This window comes from Pseudomonas sp. Irchel s3h17 (assembly GCF_900187505.1).
Classification (GTDB): Bacteria; Pseudomonadota; Gammaproteobacteria; order Pseudomonadales; family Pseudomonadaceae; genus Aquipseudomonas.
In genome coordinates, this window is record NZ_FYDL01000016.1 from 13,802 (window position 1) to 28,919 (window position 15,118).

Here is a 15,118-nt window from a genome sequence, read left to right on the forward strand (position 1 = left end):
GCGCGGGTATAAACCGCGTCTCGTTGATTTGTCGGACCTTTCTACCATGAGCTTCAGCCCTTTGATTCGCCAACTGATCGACGCCCTGCGTACTTTGCCCGGTGTCGGTCAGAAAACCGCCCAGCGCATGGCGCTGCAACTGCTCGAGCGTGACCGTAGCGGTGGTTCGCGGCTGGCGTTGGCGTTGAGCCAGGCGATGGAAGGGGTTGGCCATTGCCGGCTGTGCCGCACGCTGACCGAAGATGACTTGTGCCCGCAATGCTCGGACACTCGGCGTGACGACACATTGTTGTGTGTGGTTGAAGGGCCGATGGATGTCTATGCCGTGGAGCAGACCGGTTTTCGCGGTCGTTACTTCGTGCTCAAGGGCCATTTGTCACCCCTTGACGGCCTGGGCCCTGAAGCCATCGGTATCCCGCAGCTGCTGGCGCGGATCGAAGAGGCGGGCACCTTCACCGAAGTCATCCTCGCCACCAACCCGACCGTGGAAGGCGAAGCCACCGCGCACTACATTGCCCAGTTGCTCAGCAACAAGGGCCTGATCGCCTCGCGCATTGCCCATGGCGTGCCTTTGGGTGGCGAGCTGGAACTGGTAGACGGCGGTACCCTGGCTCATTCCTTTGCGGGGCGTAAGCCGATCGTTCTGTAGCGTCCGGCTTGACGTTGCCGGCCTCGCGCTTCGGCTGATTCGCTGAAGACGCTTGAAAACCAAGCAAGCGCTCGGTTAACTTCGCTGAACCTTCAGTGGAGTTCGCCGATGCCTGCCTTCCAGGAATACTTCGACCCAAGCCATGAATTGGTCCGTGACAGCGTGCGACGTTTCGTCGAGCGCGAGATTCTTCCGGACATTGATCAGTGGGAAGAGGCCGAGGGCTTTCCCCGTGAGCTCTACCACAAGGCCGGCGCGGCGGGCATCCTCGGCATCGGTTACCCCGAGGCGCTGGGTGGCAGCCACGAAGGCGACCTGTTTGCCAAGATTGCCGCCAGCGAAGCGTTGATGCGCTGCGGTTCCGGCGGGCTGGTGGCGGGGCTCGGCTCGCTGGACATCGGTCTGCCGCCGATCGTCAAGTGGGCCAGGCCCGAGGTACGCGACCGGGTGGTGCCGCACGTCCTGAGTGGCGAGAAAATCAGCGCCCTGGCGGTCACCGAACCCGGTGGCGGCTCGGATGTCGCCAACCTGCAGACCCATGCTGTGCGTGACGGTGACCATTACCGGGTCAATGGCAGTAAAACCTTTATCACCAGCGGGGTACGTGCGGATTTTTATACCGTTGCGGTGCGCACCGGTGAGCCGGGGTTTTCCGGCATCAGCCTGCTATTGATCGAAAAGGGCACGCCGGGATTCACCGTCGGTCGCCAGTTGAAGAAAATGGGCTGGTGGGCGTCGGACACGGCCGAGTTGTTTTTCGACGACTGCAAGGTGCCGGTGGGTAACCTGATCGGTGCCGAGAACATGGGCTTTGCCTGCATCATGGGTAACTTTCAAAGCGAGCGCCTGGCCCTGGCGCTGATGGCCAACATGACCGCGCAGCTGGCACTGGAAGAGAGCCTGAAGTGGGCGCGGCAGCGCGAAGCGTTCGGCAAGCCGATTGGCAAGTTCCAGGTGCTCAAGCATCGTCTGGCGGAAATGGCCACGGCGCTGGAGGTGTCCCGGGAGTTCACCTATCGCCAGGCCGCGAAAATGGCGGCGGGCAAGAGTGTGATCAAGGAAATATCCATGGCCAAGAACCTCGCCACCGACACCGCCGACCGCATCACCTACGACGCGGTGCAGATCCTCGGTGGGCAGGGTTACATGCGCGACAGCCTGGTGGAACGGCTGTACCGCGACAACCGGATCCTCTCCATTGGCGGCGGTACCCGGGAAGTGATGAATGAAATCATCAGCAAGCAGATGGGGCTATAGATTGCGGTATGGCGGTTGACGTGCCTGCTCCCACTGGGGATTGTCGCGAGACACAAATCTTGTGTGCGAAACAGATCCCTGTAGGAGCGAGCGTGCTCGCGATGGTCGCCAACGATAACGCGTGCTGCCTGACACCCCGCGTCGCGCTCACGGTCATCGCGAGCAAGCTCGCACCTACAGGCGCCGCCTGCATTGCCCTGTAGGAGCGAGCGTCGGGCGGTGTTCCGCTTGCCCGCGAAGGCGTCAGTGCAAGCGCTTACTTTTCGGACAACGCAAACTGCGTCAGGCAGAACGTCGGGATGCCCATGTCTTCCAGGCGCTGGGAACCGCCCAGTTCCGGCAGGTCGATAATGGCCGCGGCCTCGAAGATGCTGGCGCCCATGCGTCGCACCAGGTTGGCGGCGGCGATCAGGGTCCCGCCGGTGGCGATCAGGTCGTCGAACATCAGCACCGAGTCCCCTTCACAGAGGCTGTCGGCGTGGACTTCGAGGAAGGCTTCGCCGTACTCGGTCTGGTAACCCTCGGCCAGTACGTCGGCCGGCAGTTTGCCTTGCTTGCGAAACAGCACCAGTGGCTTGTTCAGTTGGTAGGCGAGCACCGAGCCGATCAGGAAACCACGGGCATCCATGGCGCCGATGTGGGTGAAGTCGGCCTCGACATAACGGTGCGCAAAGCAGTCCATCACCAGGCGCAGGGCCTTGGGCGACTGGAACAGCGGGGTGATGTCGCGGAAAATTACGCCCGGCTTCGGGAAGTCGATCACGGGGCGGATCAGGGATTTGATGTCGAAGGAGTCGATGACCATCGTCGGGATGTCCTGGCAGGCTACAAACGCGACAGTATAACCGTGGCTGAGCGGGGCCGCTCAGCCACCTGCGTATCGTCAGCCGTCGACTGAACCGCCGGCCAGCGCGCACAGCTGGATCGGGTCGAGGATGTGCACTTCCTTGCCTTCGGCGGCGAGCAACTCGCTTTGCTGGAAGCGCGTGAACACCCGGGACACGGTTTCCACCGCCAGGCCCAGGTAGTTGCCGATTTCGTTGCGCGACATGCTCAGGCGGAACTGGTTGGCCGAGAACCCGCGAGCGCGGAAGCGTGCCGACAGGTTGACCAGGAAGGTGGCAATGCGCTCGTCGGCGGTTTTCTTCGACAGCAACAGCATCATTTGCTGGTCGTCGCGGATTTCACGGCTCATCACCCGCATCAATTGACGGCGCAATTGCGGCAGTTGCAGGGCCAGTTCATCAAGGCGCTCGAAGGGGATTTCGCAGACCGAGGTGGTTTCCAGCGCCTGGGCGGACACCGGATGCCTCTCGGTGTCCATGCCGGACAAACCGACCAGTTCACTCGGCAGGTGGAAGCCGGTGATCTGTTCTTCGCCGCTGTCGCTCAGGCTGAAGGTTTTCAAGGCGCCCGAGCGTACTGCAAAGACGGAATCGAAAACGTCGCCCTGGCGGAACAGGAATTCGCCTTTTTTCAGTGGGCGGCCACGTTTGACGATGTCGTCCAGCGCATCCATGTCTTCCAGATTCAGAGAAAGTGGCAGGCAAAGTGGTGCCAGGCTGCAATCCTTGCAATGAGCCTGGTTATGAGCGCGCAGTTTAACTGGCTCGGACATTTCTTAGATCCTTGTGGGAAAACACACATAAGGCGTAAGGGTAACCTACGCAAGGACCTTGAAGCCAGTCTGCGGCAACATGGCGCAACCTCGTGGGTGCGCCCAGTGCTTTAAATAACCCGAGAGAAGCGTTGGCGGTTCTGCTGCTCCAGGTAGGCATCGAACACCATGCACACTGAGCGCACCAGCAGTCGCCCGGCGGGCAGGACCAGGATTTTTTCACGGTCGAGCTCGATCAGGCCATCCTCGGCCATCGCCTGCAACTGTGGCCAGAGTCCGGCGAAGTAACCGCGAAAATCGATGTTGAAGTCTTGTTCGACCGTGGCGAACTCCAGGCGGAACCCGCAGATCAGTTGCTGGATCACCGCCCGGCGCAACCGATCGTCCTGATTGCACAGCAGGCCACGGCTGGTGCCGAGTTGGGAGTTGGCCAGGGCGTTCTGGTATTCGTTCAGGTCGCTGCTGTTCTGGCAGTACAGGTCGCCGATCTGGCTGATGGCCGACACGCCGAGGCCAATCAGGTCGCAATGGCCGTGCGTGGTGTAACCCTGGAAATTGCGTTGCAGGGTCGATTCTTCCTGCGCGATGGCCAGTTCATCGTCAGGCAGGGCGAAATGGTCCATGCCGATGTAGCGATAACCGGCGGCGGTCAGTTGCTCGATGGTGCGCTCAAGCATTTTCAGCTTTTCGGCGGGCGCCGGCAGGTCGTCGCTGTTGATTCGCCGCTGCGGCATGAAGCGCTCGGGCAGGTGGGCGTAGTTGAACACGGAAAGGCGGTCGGGCTGCAGGCTGATGACTTCCTCGACAGTGCGGGCGAAGTTGTCGGCGGTTTGCTTGGGCAGGCCGTAGATCAGGTCGATGTTGATCGAGCGGAACTGCAAGGTGCGCGCAGCATCGATTACCGCCCGGGTTTCCTCCAGGCTTTGCAGGCGATTGACCGCCCGTTGTACCGCCGGGTCGAGATCCTGCAGGCCGATACTGACGCGATTGAAGCCCAGTTCGCGCAGCAGGCCCATGGTCGACCAGTCCGCTTCCCGGGGGTCGATTTCGATGCCGTAGTCGCCCGAATCGTCATCCAGCAGGTTGAAGTGCTTGCGCAGTTGCGCCATCAACTGGCGCAGTTCGTCATGGCTGAGAAAAGTCGGGGTGCCGCCACCGAAGTGCAGTTGTTCGACTTTCTGGTTCGGGTCCAGGTGGCAGGCGACCAGCTGGATTTCCTGTTCCAGGCGTTGCAGGTAGGGCTGGGCGCGGCCGCGGTCCTTGGTGATGACTTTGTTGCAGGCGCAGTAGTAGCAGATGTTCGCGCAAAACGGCACGTGCACATACAGCGAGAGCGGGCGCCGGGCCTTGCGGCTGTCACGCAGGGCGTGGAGCAGGTCGAACGTGCCGACCTGGCTGTTGAATTGCACCGCGGTCGGGTACGAGGTGTAGCGTGGTCCCGCCAGGTCGTAACGGCGGATCAGGTCTGTGTCCCAACGAATGGCGTCGAGCATGCGGGCGTTCCCCCGGATAGGCTGGCAGTGTCAGCGAGTCTAGGGGGTTGCCACGAGGGGAATCTTGATTTGTATCAAGAGTGTACGGGTGTACACCGTCGAGCCGGGGTAAATGCCCTGCATGCGGTTACATGGGGGTTCTTCAAGCCTTCGATCGCGGCGGCCTAGTGCCCCATGAGCCAATGCTGGTGGGGCCCGGGCAGGGTCCAGATACCGAACAGGATCACCAGCAGGCCGCCGGTCATGCGTACGCTGCGTTGGCGTAACAGCGCCGTGACGCGTTCAGCGGCGAGCCCCGTGGCCAACAACACCGGCCAGGTGCCGAGGCCAAAGGCGAGCATCAACAGCGCACTGTCGATGGCATCGCCCTGGCTGGCGGCCCACAACAGGGTGCTGTAGACCAGGCCGCATGGCAGCCAGCCCCACAGCGCGCCCAGCAGCAAGGCGCGCGGCACGCTCGATACCGGCAGCAGGCGGTTGGCAACGGGCTGGATATGGCGCCATAGGCCGCGGCCCAGGCTTTCGATGCGGGTCAGGCCGCTCCACCAACCCGCCAGGTACAGTCCCATGGCGATCAGTAGCAAACCGGCGAGCACACGCATGAACATCGCCGCCGGACTGTTGGCCAGGGCCCATCCCGCGAGGCCGATCAGCAGGCCGGCGGTGGTGTAGCTGAGGATTCTGCCCAGGTTGTACGCCAGCAGCAGGCGAAAGCGTCGGCTGCGTTGTTCCTTGGGGATCGCCAGGGTCAGTGCGCCCATCAACCCGCCGCACATGCCCAGGCAATGACCGCCACCGAGCAGGCCGAGGATCACCGCTGACACCAGCAGGGGTGCCAACTCAAGCATGGGGTGGCGCCTTGTCGATTGGCTTGGCCGGATCCGCCGTTGGCTGGCCGTCGGCTTCGTCGATGGCGGCCTTGTGGTTCGGGTCCTGGTCGTCGAACAGGATGCTGTGGGCCGGCCCGTCGAGGTCATCGTACTGGCCGCTGTCGACGGCCCAGAAGAAGATGTAAATGGCGATGGCGACGATCAGCAGCGCTGCCGGGATCATCACGTAGAGAGCTGGCATCTTTACTCCATGCCCGCGCGGCTCAGGCCGGCAGCGGACTTTGATTTTGCCTTTTCCTGACATTCGTTTGTGTCCAGATCGCGTGAAAACGTAACGAGCGAAGGAAAGACAAGGCAAAAACAGGCGAGGAAGCGGAGTTTACTGGTTGTAAATGAGCATTCCGAGCCTGTTTTTAACGCAGTATTTCCGAGCGCAGTAGTTTTCACGTGATCTGGCGAGTAAGGCGCAAGGCATTGAGCACTACGGTCAACGAACTGATGGACATGCCGACGGCGGCCCACACCGGAGTGATCCAGCCGAGGGCGGCAAACGGCAACATGAGGCCATTGTACAGCCCCGCCCACAGCAGGTTCTCGATGATTACCCGGCGGGTGCGGCGGGCCAGGCTGAAGGCTTGTACCAGGGCATCCAGGCGGTTGGACAGCAGCACCGCATCGGCGCTGGTTTTCGCAAGGTCGGTGGCCGAGCCCATGGCCACGCTGATGTCGGCCGCGGCCAGTACCGGCACATCGTTGACGCCGTCGCCGAGCATCAACACTTTGCGGCCTTCCTGGTGCAGTTGCTTGAGCACCTGCAGCTTGTCGTCCGGACGCAACCCGCCACGGGCTTCGTCGATGCCCAGTTCTGCCGCGACGCTGGCCACCATCGGCGAACTATCGCCCGACAGCAGCAGGGTACGCCAGCCGCGTGCCTGGCAGGCGGCGAGCAGGGCCGGTGCGTCGCTGCGCAGGCGGTCATCGAGGACCAGCCAGGCCAGTGCGCCGTTGCTGTCGCCCAGCAGCAGCCATTGACCGGCTTCGTCGGGCATCGGGGGGACGGCGCAACCGCTCAGTTCGCAGACGAATCCCGGCTGGCCGATGCGCAGGCGCTGCGTGCCGACCAGGCCTTCAAGACCCAGGCCGGGCGTGCTCAACACTTCTTCGGCGGCCACGGGGGCTCGACCAAAGGCCCTGGCAATCGGGTGTTCCGAGCGGTTTTCCAGGGCGGCGGCAAGCGCCAGGCACTGGTTGCTGTCGAGGGCCGCCAGTGGGCGGATCGAGCGCAACGCCAACCGACCTTCGGTGAGGGTGCCGGTCTTGTCGAAAATCACTGTGTCGATCTGGTTCAGGCCTTCCAGCACATGGCCTCGGGTCAGGAGCAGGCCGAGTTTATGCAGGGTGCCGGTGGCGGCGGTGAGGGCGGTGGGAGTGGCCAGCGACAAGGCGCAAGGGCAAGTCGCGACCAGCATGGCCAGCACGATCCAGAACGCACGGGACGGATCCAGTTCCCACCAGACCAGGCCGATGACCGCAGCGGCCACCAGCGACAGCAGCAGGAACCATTGCGCCGCGCGGTCGGCGATTTGTGCCAGGCGTGGTTTCTCGGCCTGGGCGCGGTCCAGCAGGCGGACGATGGCCGACAGGCGCGTGTCCTGACCCAGTGCCAGCACTTCGACGGTCAGCGCGCCCTCGACGTTCAGGGTGCCGGCGGTGACGGTGTCGCCGACGGTACGCGGTTGTGGCAGGTATTCGCCCGTCAGCAGCGACTCATCGATACTCGACTGGCCGTCGAGGATCTTGCCGTCGGCCGGCAGGGTGGCGCCGGGATGGACCAGCACCTGGTCGCCCAGGCGCAGTTCGCTGAGCAGAATGCGCTCGCTCTGGCCGTCCGGGCTTAAACGCAGGCACGACGCTGGCAGCAGGTTGACCAGTTGGGCGGTGGCGGCGGCCGTGCGTTCGCGGGCGCGGCGCTCCAGATAACGGCCGGCCAGCAGGAACAGGGCGAACATGCCGACCGCGTCGAAATACAGCTCGCCGGTGCCGGTGATCGAGGTCCAGATGCCGGCCAGGTAGGCACCACCGATCGCCAGCGAGACCGACACATCCATGGTCAGGTGGCGGGTGCGCAGGTCGCGCATTGCCCCTTTGAAGAAGGGTGCGCAGCTGTAGAACACGATCGGGGTGGTCAGGAACAGCGCGACCCAGCGCAGGATCGCATGCAGCTCGGGGCTGAGGTCGATGTTGAACTCCGGCCAGGTGGCCATGGTTGCCATCATCGCCTGGAACCACAGCAAGCCCGCTACGCCCAATTGGCGCAAGGCCAGGCGGTTTTCGCTGGCCAGTTGTTCACTGGCGCGGTCCGCTTGATAGGGGTGGGCGGCGTAGCCGATATGGCGCAGTTCGCCGAGCAGTTGGCTCAATGGCAGCTGACTGTCGGCCCAGCGTACGTGCAGGCGATGGTTGGACAGGTTCAGGCGCGCCTCCGCCACGGCGGGCAGGTTGCGCAGGTGTTTCTCGATCAGCCAGCCACAGGCGGCGCAGCTGATGCCTTCCATTAATAGCGTGGTTTCGGCCAGGTCGCCTTCGTGGCGTACAAAGGGCTGTTGCACGTCGGCGCGGTCATACAGCGCCAGTTCGTCCACCAGTTGCACCGGCAAGGCGTCGGGGTTGGCCGAGGCCTCGCTGCGGTGGCTGTAATAGTGTTCCAGGCCACCGGCGACAATCGCTTCGGCCACCGCCTGGCAGCCCGGGCAGCAGAGCTCGCGCGTCTCGCCGAGGATGACGGCGGTGAACCGGCTGCCGGGCGGGACGGGCAGGGCGCAGTGGTAGCAGGGGGTTGGGGTGGTCATGTGTGCTGTCATGAGAGCTACTGTGGCGAGGGAGCTTGCTCCCGCTCGGCGGCGAAGCAGTCGCAATGCTGCGAACTCGCTGTACCTGAAAGAACCGGTTTGCAGGTTTCAGGGGCGCTTCGCGCCCCAGCGGGAGCAAGCTCCCTCGCCACAAGGCAGTTACTGCTTCAGGTCTTCGGCGCCTTGCAGCGGTTCGTCGCCCAGCAACAGGTCTTTGTCGTGGCTGACCTGTTCTTCTTCGAACATGCGCCAGATGTGGTCGTCCTGGGTGCCCAGCAGCTCGATGAAGCGACGGCCTTCAATCTTGTCGCTCACCTGGCCGATGTAGCGGCCTTGTTCGGTTTCACTGCGGGTCAGGATGATCTTGCGGTCTTTCTCTGGCTGGGTGGGCGAGATCAGGTTCAGTTCCAGGGTCTTCGGCTGGCTGTTGCCGGTCAGGTGCAGGTCGACTTCACCGGTCATGCCGTCCAGGTGCATGCTGGCGCGCATCAGCAGGGTCTGGGCCAGCAGCTCACGGTCCAGCGAACGGTTGATGCCTTTGCCGGCTTCGTAGTAGTTGTCGTTGACCAGGTTGTCCGGGTTGTTCACCGCGATGGTCACCATCGACAGGGTCAGCGTTACCGAACAGGCCAGGATAGCGATGATGATCCATGGCCAGAGGTGCTTGTACCAAGGGCTGGTGGCAGTTGCTGCGGGCATGATGACTTCTCTCAACGAATTTGTGGGCCGATGAATCGGCTCTTGGCTTCAACGTGGACGCTGTCGTCATCGGCATCCTTGAGGATGAATTTCACCTCGTTGGTGCTCGACGGCAGTTGGTCCGGTGCACTCGACAACTCGACCGGCATGCTGAAAATTTCACCCGCGGCGACCTTGATCTCACGCTTGCCTTGCAGCTTGAGGTCGGGCAGGCCGGCGGCGTCCAGTACGTAGGTATGGTCGTGCTGGTCCTTGTTCATGATTTTGAGGCTATAGACGTTCTCGATCCGGCCTTCGGCGTTTTCGCGGTACAGCACGCGGTCCTTGCTGACGTCGAAACCTACCAGCGAGCGCATGAAGAACGCGGTGACCAGCAGGCTGATCATCGCCAGCAACACCAGGGCGTAACCGATCAGGCGCGGGCGCAGTTTATGGGTTTTTTGCCCGGACAGGTTGTGCTCGGTGGTGTAGCTGATCAGGCCGCGCGGGTACTCCATCTTGTCCATGATGCTGTCGCAGGCGTCGATGCAGGCCGCGCAACCGATGCATTCGATCTGCAGGCCGTCGCGGATGTCGATGCCGGTCGGGCAGACCTGCACGCACATGGTGCAATCGATGCAGTCGCCCAGCCCTTGGGCCTTGTAGTCGGCGCCTTTCTTGCGCGGACCACGGCTTTCGCCACGGCGCGGGTCGTAGGAGACGATCAGGGTGTCCTTGTCGAACATCACGCTCTGGAAACGCGCATAGGGGCACATGTAGATGCACACTTGCTCGCGTAGCCAGCCGGCGTTGCCATAGGTGGCGAGGGTGAAGAAGCCGACCCAGAAGTAGGACCAGCCATCGGCTTGCCCGGTGAAAAACTCGAACACCAGTTCACGGATCGGCGAGAAATAACCGACAAAGGTCATGCCGGTGACGAAACCGATCAACAGCCACATCGTGTGCTTGCTGAATTTGCGCACGAACTTGTTGGCGCTCATCGGCGCCTTGTCGAGCTTGATGCGTTGATTGCGGTCGCCTTCGGTGACCTTCTCGCACCACATGAAAATCCAGGTCCAGACGCTTTGCGGGCAGGTATAGCCGCACCAGACGCGCCCGGCGTACACGGTAATGAAGAACAGGCCAAAGGCGGAGATGATCAGCAGGCCCGACAGCAGGATGAAGTCCTGCGGCCAGAAGGTGGCGCCGAAGATGAAGAACTTGCGCTCCGGCAGGTTCCACCAGACAGCCTGGTGGCCGCCCCAGTTGAGCCAGACCGTACCGAAATACAGCAGGAACAGCCCGGCACCGCCCATCATCCGCAGGTTGCGGAACAGGCCGGTGAAGGCGCGGGTGTAGATTTTTTCCCTGGAGGCGTAAAGGTCGACGCTATTGTTCGCGTTCTTGGTGGGCGGGGTAACGTCGTGTACCGGAATCTGGTTGCTCATCATTGCATCCCACGGCAGTGGAAAAATGCCTCGGTCAGTACGTGCCGACCGCGGTCAAAAAGGGCTGTAACAGTGGCGCAATGATACGCCTGTCGCTCTAGGTCAAGGGTGCGACCTTTAGTCGCGTTGGGGAAAAATCCTGGATGGTGTAGCAAATGTAACAAATCATGATGCAGATCAATTGACTACAGCCGATTCCCCTTTTCCTTGGCTGCCTGCACATGATTTGGCTCGGGGAGGGGTGTGCAGCGGGTTGGCGCTGCACACCGGTTACCTGCGTAGTTCACTCCGATGATGCGCTGGCGTCAAGGAAGGTTACCGCCTCCGAGAGAATCCAGCCCACTGCTGCCGCGTTTTTTATCAGCGGCGCTTTCGATGTCCGCGGACCGTCGTGCTCGGCGCTTTTGGGTGCCGGTTTTGTTAGTCGTTCCAGTTGGTGCAACAAGCTCGCAATTGATTGGTTGGTCGGTGTTGTTGGGTTCGTTGTCCGTAGTGTTTTTTTTGCTCATGTCGTAACTTCCTTGTTTGTTGGGTCACTGTTTGTCAGCTTTGATCGTGGTAGCTGGAATATTATTACTTGGCCGTTGATCAAGCTGAGTGAGAAGTTATCAGTTAGCGCAAGCCTGATCTATTGCCGGTTGATTTCAAAGCGTGAAATTTGTAGTGCATGATGTTTGTAAAAGCACTCTCCCGGCATATGGTAGGTGCTTCTGGCCCGCAGCGGCTTTGAGGGATCGCTCGTCGATGGCAATAGTGTGGATGCCGTTATTAATTAACGGAGTTGTTGTCTTTAATCAGGGTGGTGAAAGTTTTTAATTTAATTTGGTGTTCGAGGGTGAAGGAGGTGAGCGTGATGTGCGGTCCGGGTAATACCGTCGCTTGAAACAGCCGTTAACCAGGTCGATGAAGTTGTCCGTGTATTCAACTAGCCGTGAAATGCAAACGGCCCCGCCAATTCTCATTGGCGGGGCCGTTTCTTGTTACTTCAAGCGTTTGCCTTACTTGGCGTCCGCTGCCTTCTCACCGTGAGACAGGCTGTAGACGTAAGCGGCCAGCAGGTGAACCTTGTCGTTACCCTGCATTTGCTCTTGCGCAGGCATCTGGCCCTGACGGCCGTAACGGATGGTCTGCTGCAGTTGAGCGAAGCTCGAGCCGTAGATGAACGCTGCCGGGTGGGTCAGGTTAGGTGCACCCATTGCCGGGGTACCTTTGCCTTCCGGACCGTGGCAGACCGCGCAGTTGGTGGCGAACAGCTTCTGGCCGGCAGCCGGGTCGGCTTTCGCACCTTCTGGCAGTTTGCGGCCATCGAGGTTGGTCAGGACAAACGCAGCGACGTCGCTGACGCCTTGTTCGCCGATCACGTCGGCCCAGGCCGGCATTACCGCGTGACGACCGGCCATGATGGTGGCCTTGATGTCTTGCGGTGCGCCGCCCCAACGCCAGTCGCCGTCGGTCAGGTTAGGGAAACCATAAGCGCCCTTGGCGTCGGAGCCGTGGCAAACCGAGCAGTTGGAGGCGAACAGGCGGCCACCCATCTTCAGGGCTTGCGGGTCCTTGGCGACCTCTTCAATCGGCATGGCGGCGAACTTGGCGAAGATCGGACCGAACTTGGCGTCCGACTTGGCCATTTCCTTTTCCCACTCGTGAACACCGGTCCAGCCAGACTGGCCGTTGGCGAACGGGGTCTGCTTCTCGTTGTCGAGGTAGGTGTAGCCCGGCAGGATGCCTTTCCAGTTACCCAGGCCCGGGTACAGCACCAGGTAGCCGAGGGCGAAGATGATGGTGCCGACGAACAGCATGAACCACCATTTCGGCAGTGGGTTGTCGTACTCCTCGATCCCGTCGAAGGAGTGGCCAACCTTCTCATCTGTCTGTTCGCTGCGCTGGCCCTTGCGGGTCGACAGCAACAGCCAGGTCAGGGCGAAGATGGTACCCAGACTGAGGACTGTGACGTACAGACTCCAGAACGTAGTCATTCTTTGTTACTCCTAGAAGCTTGCTCGACGTGCTTGATGGCTTCGGGATCATCCGCGAAAGGCAGCAAGGTCGCGTCTTCAAACTCGGACTTGCGCTTGGGGCTGAACACCCACAGGGCCAGACCGATAAAGGCAACCATCACGACAACGGTGCCCAGGCCACGAATCATCCCGATATCCATCTAAATCACCGTTTGCTTTTGATGATGGTGCCCAGGCCTTGTAGATAGGCCACCAGCGCGTCCATTTCGGTTTTGCCCTTCACTGCGTCTTTTGCACCGGCGATGTCTTCGTCGGTGTAAGGGACGCCGAGCGTGCGCAAGACTTCCATTTTCTTCGCGGTGTCTTTGCCGTCGAGCTTGTTTTCCACGAGGAACGGGTAACCCGGCATTTTCGACTCGGGTACAACGTTGCGCGGGTTGTACAAGTGCGCACGCTGCCAGTCATCGGAGTAACGACCGCCTACGCGGGCCAGATCCGGACCGGTACGCTTGGAACCCCACAGGAACGGGTGGTCCCAAACACTTTCACCGGCTACCGAGTAGTGGCCATAACGTTCGGTTTCAGCGCGGAACGGACGGATCATCTGCGAGTGGCAGCCGACACAACCGTTGGCGATATAAATGTCGCGGCCTTCCAGTTCAAGGGCGGTACGAGGCTTCATGCCCTCGACCGGCTTGTTGGTGACGTCCTGGAAAAACAGCGGAACGATCTGGGTCAGGCCGCCGATACTGACGGCGATGACCATGAAGAAGGCCAGCAGGCCAATATTCTTCTCGACTGCTTCATGCTTCATCAGTGAGCTCCAACTACGGCAATCTTGGCGGCGGCTTCGGCTTCAGCCGGGTTCGAGGCACGTACGGTACGGAATACGTTGTAGGCCATGAACAGCATGCCGCTGGCGAAGAACGCACCGCCCAGGGCACGAACGATGAAACCAGGGTGGCTGGCTTGCAGCGCTTCAACGAACGAGTAGGTCAGGGTGCCGTCGTCGTTGATTGCACGCCACATCAGGCCCTGGGTGATGCCGTTGACCCACATCGAAGCGATGTAGAGCACGGTACCGATGGTGGCGAGCCAGAAGTGTGCGTTGATCAGGCCGGTGCTGTGCATCTGCTGGCGACCGAACAGTTTCGGGATCATGTGGTAGATCGCGCCGATCGAGATCATCGCTACCCAGCCCAAGGCGCCGGCGTGTACGTGGCCGATGGTCCAGTCGGTGTAGTGCGACAGCGAGTTGACGGTCTTGATGGCCATCATCGGGCCTTCGAAGGTCGACATGCCGTAGAACGCCAGGGAGACCACCAGGAAACGCAGGATCGGGTCGGTGCGCAGCTTATGCCAGGCGCCCGACAGGGTCATCATGCCGTTGATCATGCCGCCCCAGCTCGGTGCCAGCAGGATGATCGACATCGCCATGCCCAGGGACTGGGCCCAGTCCGGCAGTGCGGTGTAGTGCAGGTGGTGAGGACCGGCCCAGATGTACAGGGTGATCAGTGCCCAGAAGTGCACGATCGACAGGCGATACGAGTAGATCGGACGCTCGGCCTGTTTAGGAACGAAGTAGTACATCATCCCCAGGAAGCCGGTGGTCAGGAAGAAACCTACCGCGTTGTGGCCGTACCACCACTGGATCATGGCATCGGTCGCACCGGCGTAGGCCGAGTAGGACTTGAAGAGACTGACCGGCAGGGAAGCGTGGTTAACGATGTGCAGCATCGCCGTCACGACGATGAAGGCACCGTAGAACCAGTTACCCACATAAATGTGCTTGGTCTTGCGCTTGACGATGGTGCCGAAGAACACCAGGCCGTAGGTGACCCAGACGATGGCCAGCAGAATGGCAATAGGCCATTCCAGTTCGGCGTATTCCTTGCTGGTGGTGTAACCCAATGGCAAGGAGATGCCTGCACCGACGATCACCGCTTGCCAGCCCCAGAAGGTGAAGGCCGCGAGGCTGTCGGAAATCAGTCGCGTTTGGCAGGTTCGCTGCACGACGTAATAAGAAGTGGCAAACAATGCACATCCACCGAAGGCGAAAATCACCAGGTTGGTGTGCAGTGGGCGCAGGCGTCCAAAGCTCGTCCACGGCAGGTCGAAGTTCAACTCCGGCCAGACCAGTTGCGAGGCGATGAAGACACCGAGCCCCATGCCAAGGATCCCCCAGACCACCGTCATGATGGCGAACTGGCGGACTACCTTATAGTTATAAGCAGTCGGACTGATTGCTGTGCTCATTCTAAGGTTCCACGGTTTGGGTGTTTTATTAGGGATAAAAATCGGCCGCAAGTATGGAGAAAGCGGGGGGTCATTGCAACGC

General features: G+C 61.1%; 15 protein-coding genes. 2 read left to right on the top strand and 13 right to left on the bottom strand.

What is annotated here, in order from left to right; translation table 11 throughout:
• The first annotated feature begins 46 nt into the window (after nt 1–46).
• Both recR and CKW25_RS21150 read left to right on the top strand, forming a co-directional pair.
• A complete protein-coding gene (gene recR, locus CKW25_RS21145) occupies nt 47–649 on the top strand; it encodes a recombination mediator RecR (protein WP_095082220.1) in 603 nt (200 codons plus the stop codon).
• 108 nt (nt 650–757) lie between these two features.
• Entirely contained in the window at nt 758–1,906 is a 1,149-nt protein-coding gene (locus tag CKW25_RS21150) for an acyl-CoA dehydrogenase family protein (RefSeq protein ID WP_095082222.1), read from the top strand.
• 256 nt (nt 1,907–2,162) lie between these two features.
• On the opposite strand, the gene CKW25_RS21160 is transcribed toward CKW25_RS21150, so the two are convergent.
• From CKW25_RS21160 to ccoN, 13 genes are all read right to left on the bottom strand, one after another.
• A complete protein-coding gene (locus CKW25_RS21160; RefSeq protein WP_095082226.1) occupies nt 2,163–2,711 on the bottom strand; it encodes an adenine phosphoribosyltransferase in 549 nt (182 codons plus the stop codon).
• A gap of 78 nt (nt 2,712–2,789) precedes the next feature.
• The gene (gene fnr, locus CKW25_RS21165; protein ID WP_095082228.1) at nt 2,790–3,524 is read right to left on the bottom strand and encodes a fumarate/nitrate reduction transcriptional regulator Fnr; all 735 of its coding nucleotides are present in this window, start codon (nt 3,522–3,524) and stop codon (nt 2,790–2,792) included.
• A 110-nt stretch (nt 3,525–3,634) separates the two neighbouring features.
• A complete protein-coding gene (gene hemN / locus CKW25_RS21170; protein ID WP_095082230.1) occupies nt 3,635–5,017 on the bottom strand; it encodes an oxygen-independent coproporphyrinogen III oxidase in 1,383 nt (460 codons plus the stop codon).
• 164 nt (nt 5,018–5,181) lie between these two features.
• Nucleotides 5,182–5,865, bottom strand: coding sequence for a sulfite exporter TauE/SafE family protein (locus CKW25_RS21175; RefSeq protein ID WP_095082232.1), 684 nt, complete (start codon nt 5,863–5,865; stop codon nt 5,182–5,184).
• Nucleotides 5,858–6,088, bottom strand: a complete 231-nt coding sequence (gene ccoS / locus CKW25_RS21180) for a cbb3-type cytochrome oxidase assembly protein CcoS (RefSeq protein ID WP_095082234.1) — start codon at nt 6,086–6,088, stop codon at nt 5,858–5,860. Before ccoS ends, CKW25_RS21175 begins: the two co-directional genes overlap by 8 nt.
• A gap of 202 nt (nt 6,089–6,290) precedes the next feature.
• Complete coding sequence (locus CKW25_RS21185; RefSeq protein ID WP_095082236.1) at nt 6,291–8,696, bottom strand: heavy metal translocating P-type ATPase; 2,406 nt, start codon at nt 8,694–8,696, stop codon at nt 6,291–6,293.
• Nucleotides 8,697–8,855: 159 nt separating this feature from the next.
• On the bottom strand, nt 8,856–9,395 hold the full coding sequence (locus tag CKW25_RS21190) for a FixH family protein (RefSeq protein ID WP_095082238.1): 540 nt from the start codon (nt 9,393–9,395) through the stop codon (nt 8,856–8,858).
• A gap of 11 nt (nt 9,396–9,406) precedes the next feature.
• Entirely contained in the window at nt 9,407–10,822 is a 1,416-nt protein-coding gene (gene ccoG, locus CKW25_RS21195) for a cytochrome c oxidase accessory protein CcoG (protein ID WP_095082239.1), read from the bottom strand.
• 305 nt (nt 10,823–11,127) lie between these two features.
• Nucleotides 11,128–11,331 carry a hypothetical protein gene (locus tag CKW25_RS26390; protein WP_143497392.1) on the bottom strand — a complete coding sequence of 68 codons (204 nt, stop codon included), beginning with the start codon at nt 11,329–11,331 and terminating at the stop codon, nt 11,128–11,130.
• A gap of 489 nt (nt 11,332–11,820) precedes the next feature.
• Nucleotides 11,821–12,798, bottom strand: coding sequence for a cytochrome-c oxidase, cbb3-type subunit III (gene ccoP, locus CKW25_RS21200; protein WP_095082240.1), 978 nt, complete (start codon nt 12,796–12,798; stop codon nt 11,821–11,823).
• On the bottom strand, nt 12,795–12,980 hold the full coding sequence (locus CKW25_RS21205) for a CcoQ/FixQ family Cbb3-type cytochrome c oxidase assembly chaperone (protein ID WP_003175465.1): 186 nt from the start codon (nt 12,978–12,980) through the stop codon (nt 12,795–12,797). Before CKW25_RS21205 ends, ccoP begins: the two co-directional genes overlap by 4 nt.
• 5 nt (nt 12,981–12,985) lie before the next feature.
• Nucleotides 12,986–13,594, bottom strand: a complete 609-nt coding sequence (gene ccoO, locus CKW25_RS21210; RefSeq protein WP_095082242.1) for a cytochrome-c oxidase, cbb3-type subunit II — start codon at nt 13,592–13,594, stop codon at nt 12,986–12,988.
• Entirely contained in the window at nt 13,594–15,036 is a 1,443-nt protein-coding gene (ccoN, locus tag CKW25_RS21215; RefSeq protein WP_095082243.1) for a cytochrome-c oxidase, cbb3-type subunit I, read from the bottom strand. The genes ccoO and ccoN overlap by 1 nt, the downstream gene beginning before the upstream one ends.
• Nucleotides 15,037–15,118: the final 82 nt, after the last annotated feature.

Coding starts and splice junctions, on each gene's coding strand:
- CKW25_RS26390 (WP_143497392.1), bottom strand. CDS start 11,331: ATGAGCAAAAAAAACACTACGGACAACGAACCCAACAACACCGACCAA.
- CKW25_RS21205 (WP_003175465.1), bottom strand. CDS start 12,980: ATGGATATCGGGATGATTCGTGGCCTGGGCACCGTTGTCGTGATGGTT.
- recR (WP_095082220.1), top strand. CDS start 47: ATGAGCTTCAGCCCTTTGATTCGCCAACTGATCGACGCCCTGCGTACT.
- CKW25_RS21160 (WP_095082226.1), bottom strand. CDS start 2,711: ATGGTCATCGACTCCTTCGACATCAAATCCCTGATCCGCCCCGTGATC.
- ccoG (WP_095082239.1), bottom strand. CDS start 10,822: ATGAGCAACCAGATTCCGGTACACGACGTTACCCCGCCCACCAAGAAC.
- CKW25_RS21185 (WP_095082236.1), bottom strand. CDS start 8,696: ATGACCACCCCAACCCCCTGCTACCACTGCGCCCTGCCCGTCCCGCCC.
- CKW25_RS21150 (WP_095082222.1), top strand. CDS start 758: ATGCCTGCCTTCCAGGAATACTTCGACCCAAGCCATGAATTGGTCCGT.
- ccoN (WP_095082243.1), bottom strand. CDS start 15,036: ATGAGCACAGCAATCAGTCCGACTGCTTATAACTATAAGGTAGTCCGC.
- ccoO (WP_095082242.1), bottom strand. CDS start 13,594: ATGAAGCATGAAGCAGTCGAGAAGAATATTGGCCTGCTGGCCTTCTTC.
- ccoS (WP_095082234.1), bottom strand. CDS start 6,088: ATGCCAGCTCTCTACGTGATGATCCCGGCAGCGCTGCTGATCGTCGCC.
- hemN (WP_095082230.1), bottom strand. CDS start 5,017: ATGCTCGACGCCATTCGTTGGGACACAGACCTGATCCGCCGTTACGAC.
- CKW25_RS21175 (WP_095082232.1), bottom strand. CDS start 5,865: ATGCTTGAGTTGGCACCCCTGCTGGTGTCAGCGGTGATCCTCGGCCTG.
- ccoP (WP_095082240.1), bottom strand. CDS start 12,798: ATGACTACGTTCTGGAGTCTGTACGTCACAGTCCTCAGTCTGGGTACC.
- CKW25_RS21190 (WP_095082238.1), bottom strand. CDS start 9,395: ATGCCCGCAGCAACTGCCACCAGCCCTTGGTACAAGCACCTCTGGCCA.
- fnr (WP_095082228.1), bottom strand. CDS start 3,524: ATGTCCGAGCCAGTTAAACTGCGCGCTCATAACCAGGCTCATTGCAAG.